This window comes from Streptomyces sp. LMG1-1-1.1 (assembly GCF_040815545.1).
Taxonomy (GTDB): domain Bacteria; phylum Actinomycetota; class Actinomycetes; order Streptomycetales; family Streptomycetaceae; genus Streptomyces.
In genome coordinates, this window is sequence record NZ_JBFPNH010000035.1 from 18,583 (window position 1) to 34,350 (window position 15,768).

General features: G+C 73.3%; 14 protein-coding genes. 6 read left to right on the forward strand and 8 right to left on the reverse strand.

What is annotated here, in order from left to right; all coding sequences use genetic code 11:
• Positions 1 to 85: 85 nt before the first annotated feature.
• On the forward strand, positions 86 to 1,252 hold the full coding sequence (locus MRBLMG1_RS20975; protein ID WP_367825627.1) for a glycosyltransferase: 1,167 nt from the start codon (positions 86 to 88) through the stop codon (positions 1,250 to 1,252).
• Positions 1,253 to 1,415: 163 nt separating this feature from the next.
• Here the strand turns inward: MRBLMG1_RS20975 and MRBLMG1_RS20980 are convergent, their stop codons facing one another.
• Positions 1,416 to 2,261 (reverse strand): alpha/beta fold hydrolase, encoded by an 846-nt coding sequence (locus MRBLMG1_RS20980; protein ID WP_367825628.1) that lies wholly within the window; start codon positions 2,259 to 2,261, stop codon positions 1,416 to 1,418.
• Between the two features lie 113 nt (positions 2,262 to 2,374).
• On the opposite strand from MRBLMG1_RS20980, the gene MRBLMG1_RS20985 reads away from it, so the two are divergent.
• Both MRBLMG1_RS20985 and MRBLMG1_RS20990 read left to right on the forward strand, forming a co-directional pair.
• Positions 2,375 to 2,836, forward strand: a complete 462-nt coding sequence (locus MRBLMG1_RS20985) for a MarR family transcriptional regulator (protein ID WP_367825629.1) — start codon at positions 2,375 to 2,377, stop codon at positions 2,834 to 2,836.
• A 121-nt stretch (positions 2,837 to 2,957) separates the two neighbouring features.
• The gene (locus MRBLMG1_RS20990) at positions 2,958 to 3,161 is read left to right on the forward strand and encodes a cold-shock protein (RefSeq protein ID WP_030213732.1); all 204 of its coding nucleotides are present in this window, start codon (positions 2,958 to 2,960) and stop codon (positions 3,159 to 3,161) included.
• 75 nt (positions 3,162 to 3,236) lie between these two features.
• On the opposite strand, the gene MRBLMG1_RS20995 is transcribed toward MRBLMG1_RS20990, so the two are convergent.
• Positions 3,237 to 4,490 carry a PP2C family protein-serine/threonine phosphatase gene (locus tag MRBLMG1_RS20995; RefSeq protein WP_367825630.1) on the reverse strand — a complete coding sequence of 418 codons (1,254 nt, stop codon included), beginning with the start codon at positions 4,488 to 4,490 and terminating at the stop codon, positions 3,237 to 3,239.
• A 1,322-nt stretch (positions 4,491 to 5,812) separates the two neighbouring features.
• Between MRBLMG1_RS20995 and MRBLMG1_RS21000 the strand changes: the two genes are divergently transcribed.
• Positions 5,813 to 7,471, forward strand: a complete 1,659-nt coding sequence (locus MRBLMG1_RS21000) for a hypothetical protein (protein WP_367825631.1) — start codon at positions 5,813 to 5,815, stop codon at positions 7,469 to 7,471.
• A 38-nt stretch (positions 7,472 to 7,509) separates the two neighbouring features.
• Here MRBLMG1_RS21000 and MRBLMG1_RS21005 read toward each other — a convergent pair whose 3' ends face one another.
• Positions 7,510 to 8,481: an SDR family NAD(P)-dependent oxidoreductase gene (locus MRBLMG1_RS21005; protein ID WP_367825632.1), complete on the reverse strand. Its 972-nt coding sequence runs from the start codon at positions 8,479 to 8,481 to the stop codon at positions 7,510 to 7,512.
• Positions 8,482 to 8,536: 55 nt separating this feature from the next.
• On the opposite strand from MRBLMG1_RS21005, the gene MRBLMG1_RS21010 reads away from it, so the two are divergent.
• Positions 8,537 to 8,959 (forward strand): MerR family transcriptional regulator, encoded by a 423-nt coding sequence (locus tag MRBLMG1_RS21010; RefSeq protein WP_367825633.1) that lies wholly within the window; start codon positions 8,537 to 8,539, stop codon positions 8,957 to 8,959.
• 102 nt (positions 8,960 to 9,061) lie between these two features.
• Here the strand turns inward: MRBLMG1_RS21010 and MRBLMG1_RS21015 are convergent, their stop codons facing one another.
• The 3 genes from MRBLMG1_RS21015 to MRBLMG1_RS21025 form a co-directional block, all read right to left on the reverse strand.
• The gene (locus tag MRBLMG1_RS21015; RefSeq protein WP_367825691.1) at positions 9,062 to 10,252 is read right to left on the reverse strand and encodes an RNA polymerase sigma factor; all 1,191 of its coding nucleotides are present in this window, start codon (positions 10,250 to 10,252) and stop codon (positions 9,062 to 9,064) included.
• Between the two features lie 8 nt (positions 10,253 to 10,260).
• On the reverse strand, positions 10,261 to 10,668 hold the full coding sequence (locus tag MRBLMG1_RS21020) for a YciI family protein (protein ID WP_367825692.1): 408 nt from the start codon (positions 10,666 to 10,668) through the stop codon (positions 10,261 to 10,263).
• Positions 10,669 to 10,787: 119 nt separating this feature from the next.
• Positions 10,788 to 11,267: a hypothetical protein gene (locus MRBLMG1_RS21025; RefSeq protein ID WP_367825634.1), complete on the reverse strand. Its 480-nt coding sequence runs from the start codon at positions 11,265 to 11,267 to the stop codon at positions 10,788 to 10,790.
• A 290-nt stretch (positions 11,268 to 11,557) separates the two neighbouring features.
• Between MRBLMG1_RS21025 and MRBLMG1_RS21030 the strand changes: the two genes are divergently transcribed.
• On the forward strand, positions 11,558 to 13,492 hold the full coding sequence (locus tag MRBLMG1_RS21030; protein ID WP_367825635.1) for an AMP-dependent synthetase/ligase: 1,935 nt from the start codon (positions 11,558 to 11,560) through the stop codon (positions 13,490 to 13,492).
• 152 nt (positions 13,493 to 13,644) lie between these two features.
• On the opposite strand, the gene MRBLMG1_RS21035 is transcribed toward MRBLMG1_RS21030, so the two are convergent.
• Positions 13,645 to 14,307: a response regulator gene (locus MRBLMG1_RS21035; RefSeq protein WP_367825636.1), complete on the reverse strand. Its 663-nt coding sequence runs from the start codon at positions 14,305 to 14,307 to the stop codon at positions 13,645 to 13,647.
• Positions 14,304 to 15,434 carry a sensor histidine kinase gene (locus MRBLMG1_RS21040; RefSeq protein WP_367825637.1) on the reverse strand — a complete coding sequence of 377 codons (1,131 nt, stop codon included), beginning with the start codon at positions 15,432 to 15,434 and terminating at the stop codon, positions 14,304 to 14,306. Before MRBLMG1_RS21040 ends, MRBLMG1_RS21035 begins: the two co-directional genes overlap by 4 nt.
• Positions 15,435 to 15,768 lie beyond the last annotated feature (334 nt).

A 15,768-nucleotide genomic window follows, 5' to 3' on the forward strand; every position in this document is an offset into this window, starting at 1 on the left:
GGATACCGGACGAGGAAGAGGAACGGGGAGTCACGGAATGCGTGTGGTGTTGTCGACGTACGGGTCACGCGGAAGCGTCGAACCCATGGCCGCCCTCGCGGCGCGCCTGCGGGAACTCGGCGCGGAGGCACGGGTGTGCGGGCCGCCGGACGAGGAGTTCGCCGAGCGCCTCGCCGAGCTCGCCGTGCCCATGGTGTCGACGGGTCGGCCCGTACGCCCTCTGGTCACGACGGTGACGCCCGGTTCGGCCGCCGGCCTGGCGGAACGCGCCGCCGAACTGATGGACGCGCAGTTCGACACGGTCGCCGCGGTGGCCGAGGGGTGTGACGTCCTCGTGGCGACCGGGCCGCTGCCCGTCGTCTCCGGCGCGCGCTCGGTGGCCGAGAAGCTGGGCATCCGCTTTGTGCACGCCGGGCACCAGCCCGTCAGCCTGCCGTCCCCGCACCGCCGCCCGCCCGCCCGGCGGGGGCATTCCCTTGCCGAGGACGAGAGCGACAACAAGGCGCTCTGGGACGAGGACGCCCGTATCGCGGACGCGATGTTCGGCGACATGCTCCGCAGCCGGCGGGCCGCGTTCGGCCTCCCGCCGGTGGAGAACGTCCGCGACTTCGCCTTCACCGACCACCCGTGGCTCGCCACGGACCCGATCCTCTCCCCGTGGCGGCCGACCGGCCTCGGTGTCGTACAGACCGGCGCCTGGCACGTCATCGACGAACGCCCGCTCCCCGCCGACCTGGTGGACTTCCTCGACGCCGGCGCACGGCCCGTCTACGTCGGCTTCGGCAGCATGCCCGGCGGCGCGGTGGCGGACGTCGCCCACCCGGCCGTCGAGGCCGTACGCGCCCAGGGCCACCGCGTCGTCGTCTCCCGGGGCTGGGCCGACCTGGCCCCCGCCGAGGGAGGGGACGACTGCTTCGTCGTCGGCGAGGTCAACCAGCAGGCCCTGTTCCGCCGGTCCGCCGCCGTCGTCCACCACGGCAGCGCGGCCACGACGACGACCGCCGCCCAGGCCGGCGTCCCCCAGCTGGTCATCCCCCGTGGAGCGGACCAGCCGTACTGGGCCGGGCGCGTCGCCGACCTCGGCGTCGGCACCTGGTGCGACGACCCCACGCCGACCGTCGAGTCGCTGGCCGCGGCCCTCCGGAAGGCCCTCGCCCCGGCACTCCGCACCCGCGCGGCCGCGGTGGCCGGAACCCTCCGCACCGACGGCACCACGGTCGCCGCGCAGCTGCTGTTCGACGGCGCGGGCTGACGGGCCCGAGGGCCGGGCCGCTCAGCGGCGGCGCCGGCTGACGGGCCCCGCCGGTCCCCGCCCACCGGGCCGCGGGATCCGTGGGCGGGACCGCAGGGCAGGACCAGTGGGCAGGACCGCTGTGCAGGACCGGTGGGCAGCCTCCCGGCCGCCGCGCTTCCCGTCATCCCAGTACGTCCTTCAGGACCCGCGCCGTCGCCCGGGGGAAGGCGGTGTTTCCGTTGTGCCCGCCGGGGAATTCGACCGGCGGCGTGTCCAGCCGGGCCGCCAGGGCCAGGGCGCAGCGGTAGGTGTGGACCTGCGGCGGGGTCGTCCGGCCCGTCGCGGGGATGATCCGCGTACCGGCGAGCGCGGCGGCCCGCAGGGGCTCCTCCGGGTGGAGGGTGTCCGAGGTGACTGCGGTGAACTCGGTGCCGATGAAGTGGCCGAAGTTGGCCTGGCGCCGGGGCGTCATCGGCTGGGGCGTGACGTCGGCCTCGGTGTCCTCGTGGGCCGGGTCGATGCCGAGGTGGCGGGCGATGGCCGGGAAGGCCGCCGCCGGCCCTCCGTCCGCGTAGGCGGTCCGGATGGCGGTCAGTTCGGCGACGTGGTCGTCGCGGTCGGCGTCGGGCAGCAGATTCGGCATGACGGGTTCGTGGGCGACGAGGGCGCTCAGTATCCCCGGGTGACGGGCCACGACCTGGAGGCCGATCGCCGCGCCCATGCTGAACCCGGCCATCAGCGCCGGCTCGTCGGTGACCTCCGCGAGCAGCCGGGCGACGTCGTCGGCGTGATCGGCCATGGTGACGGCCCGGGTGGGGGAGTCGAGCGTGCTGCGGGACAGGCCGCGGCGGTCGTACGTGACGACGGTGAAGCGGTCCGTCAGGTGCGGGACGAGATCCACCGTGCGGTCCGCGTCCCCTTCGCCGCTCTGCGAGAGGAGGAGCACGGGACCACTGCCCTCGACCCGGAAGTGGAGCGTGGCGCCCGGGACGTCGAGCGTGCGGATGGTGGCAGCGGCCGTGGCCATGGTGGTTCCCCCCTTGCCAGATGTCGTCGGCGTCTCCGACTGACACCACGACGGTAACCCATCTATCTCGATGCATCAATATCGATGTATCGATCGCGATGTAGCCTGGGGTCATGAACGGAGTCGAACTGTTCCTCCTGGGACGCACCCTCATGAAGATCGGCGAACAGGCGATGCCCCCGGCGGCGTCCGGTTCCCGAGGGTCCGTTCGCTCGGTCCTCGTGGTCCTCGGCGACCTCGTGTCCCACCCCGGCACCACGGTCGGCGAGATCGCCACCCGCACCGGCCTGCCCCAGAGTCAGGTCTCCACCGCCGTCGCCCGCCTCCAGGAAGCCGGCTCGGTCGACACCCGCCCCGACCCCGCAGACCGCCGCCGGCGCCTCATCCACCCCACCGCGAACCCTTCCGCCCGGGTCGCCGAAGTCCGCGCCGGCACCATCGACGACGCCCTCGCCGCCGCCCTCACCGCGCCCGACGGCACCCCGCCCCACCCCGACACGCTCCGGAGCCTCGCGGAGGCCCTCGCCCTCCTCTCCCGGCACCTCACTCCCGAGGTCCTCGGCCGCCGACCATAAGAAGATCGGATTGATGGGTGTAGAGACGCGTGAGGAGGGGGATGACGCGTGTGGGTGTCCGTGGAAGGGCACCTCAGGGGTCCGATGGCGGACCGCTGCTGAATTGACCAGAGGGACGAGCATGGCCAGCGGCACTGTGAAGTGGTTCAACTCCGAGAAGGGGTTCGGTTTCATCGCCCAGGACGGCGGCGGTCCGGACGTCTTCGCCCACTACTCCAACATCTCGGGCAACGGCTACCGCGAGCTGACGGAGGGTGAGGCCGTCACCTTCGACATCACGCAGGGCCAGAAGGGCCCGCAGGCCGAGAACATCGTCCGCGGCTGAGCTCCGGTCACGACATTCTCCACCGACGGCGCCCGCACCCCGTGCGGGCGCCGTCGGCATGCCCGGCCGCTCCCGTCACGCACCGGACGGCCAGCCCGCCTCCGCCGGAGGCCGGAGGCGGAGCACCACGAGGGCCGTGTCGTCGGTGCTGCCCCCCGGCGGGAGGAGGCTGCCGAGCAGGATGTCGGCCAGCGCCTCGGGTGTGGTCGTGTGGTGGTGCGCGAGGGTGCCGGTGAGCCGCTCTAGACCGGTGTCGATGTCCTCGTGGCGACGTTCGACCAGTCCGTCGGTGTAGAGGACGAGGACGGAGCCGTCCGCGAACGCGGTGTGGACCTGAGGACGTGGCCTGTGCTCGGGGTGCGCGCCGAGCGGGGGGTCGGTCGCCTGGTCGAGCAGCACCACCGTGCCGTCGGGGTGGCAGAGCGCCGGTGGGGGATGCCCGGCGCTGCTGTAGGCGAGGGTGCGGCTGTCCCAGTCGATGAAGACGGACACGGCGGTGGTGGATTCGGCGCCGTAGATGTCACGCGCGTACAGATCGAGCACGTCGAGCGCCTGTCCCGGGCCGTCGGCGACCCGTGACGCCGCCGAAAGTGCGCTGCGGAGCTGTCCCATGACCCCGGCGGCGCGCAGCCCGTGGCCGACGACGTCACCGACCGCGACCGCCGTACGGCCGGGCAGGTCGACCAGGTCGTACCAGTCGCCGCAGACGTTCAGCGCGCCCGTCGCGGGCCGGTAGCGCACCGCGGCCTGGTGGCGCCCGAGCAGCCGCGGCGTCGGCAGCATCGCCTCCTGGAGATGGAGCGCCACCTCGCGTTCACGGGCATGGGCCCGCCGCAGCCGCTCGTTGACCTCCTGCAACTCCCGGGCCCGCGTGTAGAGTTCGGACTCCAGCACCTGCGCGCGGTCCCCGCCACCGCGGGCGCGAATGAGCTCGGTGACCTCTTCCACCCGGTGCAGCAGCAGGGCCACGGAGCCGTCGGGCGCCAGCACGGCGGCGTTGACCGGACTCCAGTACCGCTCCCGCCACTCACCGGGCCGGTCGGGATCCTCGACGTCATAGCGCTGCAACGCCATGCTGTCGCGCTCCCCGGTGGCCGCGACCCGCTCCAGCGAGGCGCGCAGGTTGCGCATGCCCGTCGCCGAAGGATCCCGCGGGTTGTCGGGAAAGACGTCGAACAGATAGCGGCCGACGACCTGCTCCCGCGTACGCCCGGCCGTCGACAGGAACGCCTCGTTCACATCGGCGTACACGAGCCGCGGCGTGAGCAGCGCCAACGCGCCCGGCATCGCCTGGAAGACCGCCTGGTAGTCGATCCCGGGTCCGCTCACCGTCCACCTGTCCCCGTGCCGCCGCTCCCGCCCTGAGCCTGCCCCCACGCTAGGCGCGGACCCGGGGCGCGGCCCGCGGCGTTACGCCGTTCGGAGTCCTGGCCCTCATGCGCCCCCTGCGCCACCCGGCGCGCGCCGCACCGCACCCGTACGGGGCCTGCCCGCGGCCGGCAGACGCCCCGGCGCCGTATCGGTCGCGCGTTCTCCCGTTCATCGCGGCGGGTGATTCATCGGGTGTTCGCGCCACCCGCGAACGGCGGAGCGCGTTGGGTTGCCGTGACGCCCGTGCAGTGACGGTTCTGCAATCGGGACCTGCAGGTTTCTGCGCCGACCCGCGGCCTTGGCGGGGTGGTGGCGTGCGGCGACAAGAGCGATGACCTGGATGGTGAGCTATGCCGGACTTGTGGACTCGCGGCGATGGACACGACACCCGGTTCGTGGACCGCTTCCCGGGCGGCCGCGGCCTCGTCGGACGGGACGGCGAACTCGCGGCCCTCCGGGACGCTCTCCGCGAGCACCGCCTCGTCACCGTGACGGGAGCGGTCGGCACGGGAAAGAGCAGCCTGGCCGGCACGGCCATCGCCTCGCCGCCGCACGCCCCCGGACGGACGATCGTCCGCGTGCGCTGGCACGACGGGATTCCCGTGGGCCGTCGTGCCCTGACGGGCAGGGTCGCCCGATCCCTGAACCCGGGCGGCCCCCCGCCGGACTCGACGAACACGGACATCGCGGCCGTCACGCGCACCTTCCCGCCCGGCGAGATCCTGCTCTTCCTCGACGACGTCGATCCCGTGCACACCGAATGCGTCGGCCTCGTCCAGACACTCCTGATGACCCTGCCGGCCCTGCGGATCCTGGTGACCGCACGCCGACCCCTCGGGCTCGGCGACGAGAAGGTCGTCCGCCTGGGACCGCTGCGGTTCGAGGCCGTACGCCTCGAGGTCCCGGCCCAGACCGCCGCGGTCCGCCGGCCCGAGGGAACGCCAAGCCGAGAGGCGGGAACCGAAGGGGGGCGAGCCGTACGAGCACGAGGCGAAGGCGAACGAGGTGGACGAGGTGAACCAGGTGGACGAGGTGAACGAGGTGAACGAGGTGAACGAGGTGAACGAGGTGAACGAGGTGAAGGAAAGCGTGGCGAGGGCGTACGAGTCACCGGGCCGCTAGCCGAGGGCCCACGAGTCACCGGGCTACGAGCCGAAGAGACGCGACCGGAGAGTGTACGAGCCGGGGTGAGGTCCTCGCCCGCCGCGGAACTCCTCCTCTCCCGCGCACGGGAGCGGGGATGGACCGGCGAAGCCCCCGATCCCGTAACGGTGGCACGCGTGTGCCGACTACTCGAAGGAGTACCGCTGGCCCTCGAACTGGCCGCGGCCAGGCTGGGGGAGTGGACCATGGACGAACTGGCCGCCCGCATCGAGGCCGACCAGTGCGGGCTCGCCGACCCGTCGCCGCTGCTCCGACGGCACCGCTCCCTGCGGGCCGCCGTCGGAGCCGTACACGCCCTCTGCGGACCGGCGGCGCGCAGGGTGTGGCGCCGCGCCGGCGTCTTCGCCGGGCCGTTCACCGAGGCGGCGGCCGTGTTCGTCTGCACGGGCTCGGGCCTCGCACCGCACGAGGTGCCTCCCGCGCTGGCGATTCTGAGCGCGGCGGGAGTGCTCCAGGTGCTCGGCGATCCGGGAGGAGTGAGCAGGCCCCGCTACCGCATGGCCCGTTCCGCCCGTGACTTCGCCACGGAACGGCTGGCCGCGGCGGGCGAACTGCCGGTGACACGCGACCGGCACGCCGCCCACTTCCGGGGTGTCGCCGCGGTCGCCGAAACCCTGTGGAACACGGGCCTCCAGCGGCAGGCCTTGGAGACCGTTCAGGACGAGCACGACGACCTGATGGCCCTGATCCGCCGCGGAGCGGCCCACGACGAAGCCGACCGCACCGGACCCGACCACAGCCGAGCCGACCACACCAGAGCCAACCACGGTCGGGCCGACCTCACCGGGACGGACCTCACTGGGTCCGACCACGCTGGGTCCGACCACGCTGGGTCCGACCTCGCTGGGTCCGACCACGCTGGGTCCGACCTCGCTGGGTCCGACCACGCTGGACCCGATCACAGCCGAGCCGACCACACCAGACCCGGCCGCACCGGACCCGACCCCACGAGAACCGGCCACACCCCTGCGGATGTCAACGCCACGGACCCCACCGGTCAGGCCGAGACCGCGCTGGAGACCACGCTCCACCTCTGGTTCTGGTGGGCCGTCCACGATCACGCCGCGGAAGGCAGCGCCCACCTGCGGGCCCTGTTGCCCAGGCTCCCCTCCGACAGCGTGCTCGTGGCGCGCGGCCGCTGGCTCGCGGCCTGGCTGTGCGCGGCGCCGGATCCGCACACGGCGCGCCACCTGCTCTCCCTCGCCTGGCCGGTCGCCGTCCTGCACGGCGACGACGCGCTGATCGGCCGCATCGCCCACGTCCACGGCACGTTGGCCTGGGAGCGGCGGGATCCGGATGCCGCCGCCGCGTACTACCGCCAGGCCGCCGACGCCGTACCCAGCGGAGCTCCCGGAGGCCCGCCGCCCATGGTCAGCCTCGCCGCCCTCGCGGTCGTCCAGGCCCACGGCGACCCCGCGGCCGCCGCCCGCACCGCCCGCCGCGCCCTCGCCCAGCAGCACGGCCGCAACGACGCCTGGGCCACCGCCCTCGCCCACCACGCCCGCGCCCTCGCGGACCACCGGGCCGGCCACACCGCCCGCGCCCGCCGACGGACCCTCCGCGCCCTCGCCGACCTCGATTCCCGACTCGACGCCCCCCACGCCCGCGCCGCCCTCCGCCACTTGCTGACGACCCTCAACCCCCTCAACCCCCTCACGCCCCCGGTCGGCGCCCCCGTACCCCCGCCCCGCTCCGAGGTGCGCCCGTTGGGCGGGCCACTGCCCTGGCACGCCGTCAGGACAACGGTCGCGACGCCGCTGGACCAAGTCGAGTAGCCCGCCCGGTCATCCGCAGCCGTCGGCCGTACGCGTCCTCACCGGGCGATCGGGGTGGTGCCGGTCGCCGCGAGGGACAGTTCCCAGAGCCGTGCGGCTGCGTCGGGCGCGACGGCGTAGGCGCGGACGCCGCCGTCGTCCATGGGCTCTTCCGGGGCGGAGACGCGTGCGACGTCGCAGTCCTCCAGGTACAGCCCGCCGCGTGTGGACAGGAGGGGAGACGTGGCTGCCCACAGGCCGGTGGCGGCGCCCTGGGAGGGGGTCTTGAAGCCGGCGCCGACCACGTTGCCGTGCTCGTCCACCCTCCCGCGGTCCACCTGCTCCTGGAGGCCCATCTCCCGCTGGAGACCAGTGATGATCTTGCCGGGGTGGAGGGCGAACGCCCGGACTCCGTCGTCGCGTCCGAGGGCGTCGAGGTGCACGGCGAACAGTGAGTTGGCGGTCTTCGCCTGGCCGTAGGCCAGCCACTTGTCATAGCCGGTACGGAAATGCGGGTCGTGCCAGCGGATGTCCGTCAGGGTGTGTCCGGCGGAGCTGTTGACCACGACGCGCGCGCCGTCCGCGGCGGCCAGGAGCGGGTAGAGCTCGCCGGCGAGCGCGAAGTGCCCGAAGTGGTTCGTGGCGAACTGGCTTTCCCAACCGGGGCCGACTCGGCGCTCCGGGGAGGCCATGGTGCCCGCGACGGCCATCAGGATGTCGAGCCGGTCGAGCCGGTCGCCGATCCGTACGGCCGCGGCGCGCACGCTGTCGGGGTCGGCCAGGTCCATGGCGACGACCTCGCACCCCTCCACCTCCCCGAGGACGGCGCGGGCGGTGTCGGGGCGGCGTGCCGGAACGACCACCCGAGCCCCGGCGGCCGCCAGGGCCCGGGTGGTCTCCAGCCCCAGTCCGGCGTAACCCCCGGTCACCAGGGCGGTCCTGCCGGAGAGGTCGACGCCCTCCATGACGTCCTCGGCGGCGGTGGCGGCGGAGAAGGGCGAGCCGAGCGGCCGCTGATCAGTAGTGGTCATACCGCAGACGCTACGATCTAGAGCGAAGTCTAGATCAAGTCCTAGACTGCCCCGCATGACGACCACCCAGACCCACGGGGAGCCCCTGAGTATCGGCGAGGTGGCCGAGCGGACCGGGCTCAGCGTGCACACCCTGCGTTTCTACGAACGCGAGGGCCTGCTGGTCGGACCGGTCCCCCGCACGTCGGGCGGCCGACGGCGGTACTCCGTCCTCGACGTGGACTGGCTGCTGATCTGCGTCAAACTCCGGGAATCCGGCATGCCCCTCTCCGACCTCAGGCGGTTCGCCGACCTGGTGCGGCACGGCCCCGGCAACGAGGCGGAACGCCTGCGCCTGCTCGACGCCCATCGACAGCGCGTCGACGCACAGATCCGGGCACTGGAGGAATGCCGTTCCGTCATCGCCTGGAAAGTCGGCGTCTACGCCGAGCACCTCGCTCGTGGCGACGCCGGCGGTCTCTGGGACCCGACCGCCTGAGGCGACCATCGACAGTCGCACCGACCCTCAGCCTCATCACCGCGCATCCGCCTTCAGAGGCCGACTCACCTACAGCGTCGACGGCGTCCCGGCCCGCGGCAGCTAGCCCTGCCGGTGCAGCCGCGTGTTCAGCCGGGCGGCCTGGCGGGTCAGGTGGTCGCGTTCGGCGAGGTTCGGGGCTTTGCGGGCGGCCTCGGCGTACAGGTGTGCGGCTGTCGTGAGGTCGCCGGCGCGTTCGTGGAGGTGGGCGGCGACGGCGGTGTGGCGGGGGAGGGAGACGTCGAGGAGGGAGAGGGCGGCGAGACCGGCGTGGGGTCCGTCGGCCTCGCCCACGGCGACGGCGCGGTTGAGGCGGACGACCGGGCTGTCGGTGAGGCGGGCGAGCTCGTCGTACCACTCGACGATCTGCACCCAGTCGGTCTCCTCGGCGGTGGGCGCGTCGGCGTGGAGGGCGGCGACGGCGGCCTGGGCCTGGTACTCGCCCAGCCGGTCGCGGGCGAGGGCCGCCTGCAGGATCTCGACGCCCTCTCTGATCGCCGCCTCGTCCCACAGGCCGCGGTCCTGCTCGGCGAGGGGCACCAGGCTGCCGTCGGGCGCGGTCCGCGCGGCGCGGCGGGCGTGGTGGAGGAGCATGAGGGCGAGCAGGCCCGCCACCTCGGGGTGGTCGATGGAGGCAGCCAGCTGCCGGGTGAGCCGGATGGCCTCGGCGGAGAGGTCGACGTCACCGGAGTAGCCCTCGTTGAAGACCAGGTAGAGGACGCGCAGCACGGTGCCGACGTCGCCGGTGCGGTCGAGCGTTCCCCGACCTCCCGGCTCCGCCCGGGCAGGGGACAACCCGACGGACGAAACGGTGCGCTTGGCGCGGCTGATCCGCTGGGCCATCGTCGCCTCGGGCACCAGGTAGGCCCGGGCGATCTGGCGGGTGGTGAGCCCGCCGACGGCGCGCAGGGTGAGCGCGACCGCCGACGACGGCGTCAGCGACGGGTGGGCGCACAGGAAGTAGAGCCGCAGGGTGTCGTCCACCGACGGCACGGGCCCGGGCCCCGGCTCCTCGTCCACCCGCTCCTCGCGCCGGCGGCGTGCGGTGTCCGCCCGGGCGGCGTCGAGGAACTTGCGCCAGGCGACGGTGACCAGCCAGCCCTTCGGGTCCTGCGGAGCGCCGGCCGGCCAGACGCGTACGGCCTCGACCAGGGCGTCCTGCACCGCGTCCTCGGCCGCCGCGAAATCGGCTCCGCGGCGGACGAGGATCGCCAGGACGACCGGCGTGAGGGTGCGGAGCAGGGCCTCGTCCATCGGTGGGGTCACTCCGTGACGGTGGGGGGCTCGGTCAGGAACGGACGCAGCTCCAGCCATTCGTGGATCGGCTTCCCGCCCGCCCCGGGAGCGGCCGAGAGCTCCCCGGCCAGCTCGACGGCGCGCTCGTAGCCGTCGACGTCGATCACCATCCACCCCGCGATGAGGTCCTTGGTCTCGGCGAACGGGCCGTCGGTGACCGGCGGGCGTCCCTCGCCGTCGTACCGGACGAACGTCCCCTCGGGGGCGAGCGCCTGGCCGTCGACGAACTCGCCGGTCCCCTCGAGCCGGGTCGCGAAGTCCCGCATGTACTGCACGTGGGCCGAGATCTCCTCCGGCGTCCACTGCTCCATGGGTACGTCGTTCACCGCTGCCGGGGCGCCGCGGTAGTGCTTGAGCAGCAGGTACTTGGCCATCGTCTTCTCCTCGGTGCTCGTGCGACCCATTCTGGTCGCCTTCACACCGGGGACGGAGCGGGCCACGCCTTCTCGACATCGCCGCCCGGATCTTTTCCGGCGGATCGCCGCCGTCCGGCTCACGAGGGATTGAGGAGCCGGAAGACGATCACCCGGCCGGCGGTGTCCAACCGGAACTCCGCGGCCTCCGCCGACGCCCCCGAACCCGCCGCCGCCTCGAACTCCGTACTGGTCCGCCACCTGGTGCCCGCGCCGGCGCCCGGCGGGGGCGTCGGCGGAGGTTCGGCCCCCTCGGTCCACGCGTACTGCTTCGTGAGCCGTCGTACGTCGGCCTCCGTCAGGCGGGCGAACCCCCTCAGCTCGCGGTCGGTGGGCCCGGGCACCCTCGGATCGGCCACCCCCAGCGGCTCGTACGTCCACTCGACGCTCTCCACGTCACCGAGCTGCGGCAGCGACGAGGCGATGGGCCCCTCGTCGTGCCGCACCTTCGGCGGCGCCTTCTCCGGACGCGCCTCGGGCCGCCGCTCCTGGGCACACCCCACCACGGTCGCCAGCGACAGCACCACGAGCACCCCGGCGCACGCCTTCCTGGCCCGCATGATCGTTTCCCCCTCCGATGTCCGGCCCGCGCGGCCGGTCGGCGCGCTGCTCCTCAGGACACGCCTCCCGGACGGTGACGGTTCCGGCCAGAGCTCCGTGACCACGGCGACTCGGGCGCGGTGGGGCCCGGGCGCGGTGGAGTCCGGACGGCGACGGCCGTCCCCGCGGCGCACTTTCCCGCCCGGATCCCCTTACCGGCAGGGGGGTTCGCCCCTTAGCCTCACCACTGCGCGCAAGTTACCTGCCAGTTAACGCATCTGTGATGGGCGCACCGGGCCCGGAGGTCGACATGAGTTCCGCGCAGTATCCGCTGGAAAGCCGCCCGCACTCGGTGGCGCACCTCTTCCTCTCCAGGGTCGGGTCCACACCCGACCGGGAGGCGTACCGCTACCCCGTGGCGGGCGGCCCAGGGGCGCACGGCGCCGAGGAGTGGCGGTCGCTGACGTGGGCTCAGACCGCGGAGCGGGTGAAGGCCATCGCGGCCGGCCTGCTGGCGCTGGGGCTGCGGCCCGAGGAGCGGGTGGCCATCTCCTCCTCGACGCGTGTCGAGTGGATCCTGGCCGACATGGGGGTGATGTGCGCGGGAGGCGCCGCGACCGCCGTGTACCCGAGCACCAACGCCGACGAGACGGCGTACATCCTCGCGGACTCCGGCAGCCGGGCGATCTTCGTCGAGGACGCCGCGCAGCTGGCCAAGGTGGCCGAGCACAAGGACCGCCTGCCCGGACTCGACTACGTGATCCTCTTCGACCCCGACCCCGACCCCGACACCCACAGTGAGAACGACGCCGACGCCGACGCCGACGCCGACCCGCCCCGCACCGAGGGCCTGACGACACTCACCCTGGCCGAGCTGGAGAGGCGCGGCGAGGCGCACCTGCGGGAACACCCGGACGCGATCGAGGCGACGGTCCAGGCCATCGAGCCGGAGCAGCTCGCCACCCTGATCTACACCTCCGGAACCACCGGCCGCCCGAAGGGCGTGCGGCTGGTGCACGACTGCTGGTCCTACCAGGGCCTCGCGCAGGAGGCCACCGGCCTCGTACGCCCCGACGACGTGCAGTTCCTGTGGCTTCCGCTGTCCCACGTCTTCGGCAAGGCCCTGATATCCGGTCAGATCACGTCCGGTCACGTGATGGCCGTCGACGGGCGGATCGACCGCATCATCACCAACCTGCCCGTCGTCCGGCCCACCGTGATGGCGTCCGCGCCGAGGGTCTTCGAGAAGGTGTACAACGGCATCGCGGCCAAGGCGAGGGCGGAGGGCGGGGCCACGTACAAGATCTTCCTGTGGGCGGCGAAGGTCGCCCGCGACCACGCCAGGACCGGGCAGGAACGGATGGTCGCGACCGGGCGTCGCACGGTGCCCCTGTGGCTCTCCGTGCAGCACGCGGTGGCCGACAGGCTCGTCTACGGCAAGATCCGTGCGGCCTTCGGGGGCCGGCTCCGCGGCAGCGCCTCGGGCAGCGCCGCACTCGCCCCCGACATCGGCTACTTCTTCGCCGGCGCGGGCGTGCCCGTACTCGAAGGCTACGGACTGACCGAGACCAGCGCCGCCTGCACCGTCAACCCCGCCGACGACTTCCGGGTCGGTACGGTCGGCAGGACCCTCCCCGGCACCGAGGTCCGCATCGCCGAGGACGGAGAGATCCTCCTGCGGGGCCCCGGCATCATGCGCGGCTACCACAACCTCCCGGACAAGACCGCCGAAGTGCTGGAGGCCGACGGCTGGTTCCGCACCGGCGACATCGGCGACGTCGACAAGGACGGCTTCGTCCGCATCACCGACCGCAAGAAGGACCTCTTCAAGACCTCGGGCGGCAAGTACGTGGCCCCCACCGAGATCGAAGGCCGCTTCAAGGCCGTCTGCCCGTACGTCAGCAACATCCTGGTCATCGGCAACGGCCGCAACTACTGCACCGCCCTGATCACCCTCGACGAAACCGCGATCATGCCCTGGGCGGAGTCCCACGGCCAGGCGGGCCGCGACTACGCCGAGGTCGTCTCCTCCCCGGACGTGCACGCCCTGATCGACGGCTTCGTCCAGCGCGTCAACGGCGACCTCCAGCGGTGGCAGACCATCAAGAAGTTCTCCGTCCTTCCCCGCGACCTCGACGTCGAACACGGCGAGCTCACCCCCAGCCTCAAGGTCAAGCGGCCCTTCGTCGAGAACGAGTACGCCCACCTCGTCGAGGCCATGTACGAAGGCTCCCGCGAGGCCTGAGCCGACCGCGTGCCCTTCCGCCCACGAAGGCTCCCGCGAGGCCTGAGCCCGACCGCGTGCCCCTCCGCCCACGAAGGCTCCCGCGAGGCCTGAGCCCGACCGCGTGCCCCTCCGCCCACGGAGGGCCGCACGTCCCCACCCTCTCGCCCCGGTCAGGAGCCGTGTGGGACCACCAGGCCCGACTCGTAGGCCAGGATAACGAGTTGGGCCCGGTCGCGGGCCCGGAGTTTGGTCATCGCCCGGTTGACATGGGTCTTCGCGGTCAGCGGGCTGATGACCATGCGGTCGGCGATCTCGTCGTTGGACAGGCCCTGGGCCACCAGGACGACGGCCTCGCGTTCGCGACTCGTCAACTCCCGCAGCTCAGCGCCCGCACCCGTGGGGACGGGCCGGCTGACGTACCGGTCGATGAGCCTGCGGGTGATCGACGGGGCGAGGAGCGCGTCGCCACGGGCGGCGACGCGCACGGCGTGCAGGAAGTCCTCCGGCATGACGTCCTTGACGAGGAACCCGGCGGCACCGGCCCGCAACGAGTGGAAGACGTACTCGTCGAAGCTGTAGTTCGTCAGGATGACGACATGCACCCCGGCCAGGTCCGGGTCCGCCGCGATGCGCCGGGTCGCCTCGATGCCGTCCACGGTCGGCATCTGGATGTCGACGAGCGCCACATCGGGCAGGTACTTCCTGGCCAGCTCCACGCCCTCACCGCCGTCCGAGGCCTCGGCCACCACCTCGATGTCGTCCTCGAGATCGAGGAGCGCGCGGAACCCGCTGCGGAGGAGGGGCTGGTCGTCGACCAGCAGCACACGGATCACGACGTCCGCTCCACGGGGAGCTCGGCCCGGACGGCGAAGCCGCCACCGTCACGCGGTGCGGCACACAGCCGGCCGCCCAGGGCGGTGACGCGTTCGCGCATGCCGAGCAACCCGAGGCCCGGCATCGGGGCGGGACCGGACGCGGCCCTGCCGTCGTCGACCACGGCGATCACGAGGGCGTCCGGACGGCAGTCGATCCGGACCGACGCCGTGGTGGCGTCCGCGTGGCGGGCGACGTTCGTCAGCGACTCCTGCACGATCCGGTACACGGTCCGGTCCACCGCGACCGACACGTCGCGGTGCGCCCCCTCGACGGTCAGCGTCGCGTCCAGGCCGAACGTACGGGCCCGTCGCACCAGCTCCGGGACGTCGTCGAGCCCGCGCGGCGGGGTCGTGTCGTCGTCGCGCAGGGCCTCGAGCGTGGCACGCAGCTCCCGGCTCGCCTCGCGTCCTGCCTCCTGGATCGCGAGGAGCGACGACGGCACGTCCTCGCCCCGCTTGCGGGCCACGTGCACGGCGACCTCCGCCTGGACCTTGATGACCGAGATCTGATGGGTGAGCGAGTCGTGCAGCTCCCGTGCGATGCGCAGCCGCTCCTCGTCCGCACGGCGCCGCGCGGTCTCCTCCCGGGTCCGCTCGGCCTCGTCCGCCCGCTGCTCCGCCTGCCGCAGCGCCTCTCCCGCGGCGCCCGCCGCGACGAGCCAGGCGATCTCCAGGGCGCCGCGCGCCTGCGCGAACGCCTCGCCCGTGTCATGCGATCCCGAGGCGAGGGCCGCGAGCGGCAGCAGCGCCAGTACGACGACGCTCACCACCACCGCGACCGTGCGATGGCCGGCCCGTACGGCCGCGTACACGGCGAAGAGGTACGCCACGGCCGGCACGTCGAAGCCCGCCGCCTGGTACCCGACGGCGCACGCGCCCGTGGCCCCCAGCACGGCGACCGGAACCCGCCTCCGCGCGGCCAGCGCGAGCCCGCCGACCGCGAGCAGCGCGTACCCCAGGACGGCCCGCCCGCCCGAGGCGGACCCCTGCTGCGATAGCCCGGTGACGACAAGCGTCGCCGCCAGGCCCACCGCGACGACCCCGTCACCGAACCGGGCCCTCAGACGGGCCGCACCTGCACTCATGCGGGCACCCTAACCGCCCGCCGCCCCGAGCGAGTCCGCCTCGGAGACGAGCCACCGACTACCACGCACGCAGTAGTTCCCCGCGGAATGCGACGTCCGCGGTAGCCGCGTGCCGCGTCGGCGGCAGCGCGAAGTGTCCGCGTCCGGCGGACGACCGGAGGCGCCCCCGGCGGACATGCTCGGGTCACGACGAACCGTCCCCGGACGCGACGACGACGAGTCCCGCGAACGCGACGGCGACGAGTCCCGATAACGCGACGGCGACGAGTCCCGAAAACGTGACGGCGATCCGTCCCGAACCGCGACGGCGACCCGTCCAGAAACGCGACGGCGA

Coding starts and splice junctions, on each gene's coding strand:
- MRBLMG1_RS20975 (WP_367825627.1), top strand. CDS start 86: ATGGCCGCCCTCGCGGCGCGCCTGCGGGAACTCGGCGCGGAGGCACGG.
- MRBLMG1_RS20980 (WP_367825628.1), bottom strand. CDS start 2,261: ATGGCCACGGCCGCTGCCACCATCCGCACGCTCGACGTCCCGGGCGCC.
- MRBLMG1_RS20985 (WP_367825629.1), top strand. CDS start 2,375: ATGAACGGAGTCGAACTGTTCCTCCTGGGACGCACCCTCATGAAGATC.
- MRBLMG1_RS20990 (WP_030213732.1), top strand. CDS start 2,958: ATGGCCAGCGGCACTGTGAAGTGGTTCAACTCCGAGAAGGGGTTCGGT.
- MRBLMG1_RS21005 (WP_367825632.1), bottom strand. CDS start 8,481: ATGACCACTACTGATCAGCGGCCGCTCGGCTCGCCCTTCTCCGCCGCC.
- MRBLMG1_RS21010 (WP_367825633.1), top strand. CDS start 8,537: ATGACGACCACCCAGACCCACGGGGAGCCCCTGAGTATCGGCGAGGTG.
- MRBLMG1_RS21015 (WP_367825691.1), bottom strand. CDS start 10,252: ATGGACGAGGCCCTGCTCCGCACCCTCACGCCGGTCGTCCTGGCGATC.
- MRBLMG1_RS21020 (WP_367825692.1), bottom strand. CDS start 10,668: ATGGCCAAGTACCTGCTGCTCAAGCACTACCGCGGCGCCCCGGCAGCG.
- MRBLMG1_RS21025 (WP_367825634.1), bottom strand. CDS start 11,267: ATGCGGGCCAGGAAGGCGTGCGCCGGGGTGCTCGTGGTGCTGTCGCTG.
- MRBLMG1_RS21030 (WP_367825635.1), top strand. CDS start 11,558: ATGAGTTCCGCGCAGTATCCGCTGGAAAGCCGCCCGCACTCGGTGGCG.
- MRBLMG1_RS21040 (WP_367825637.1), bottom strand. CDS start 15,434: ATGAGTGCAGGTGCGGCCCGTCTGAGGGCCCGGTTCGGTGACGGGGTC.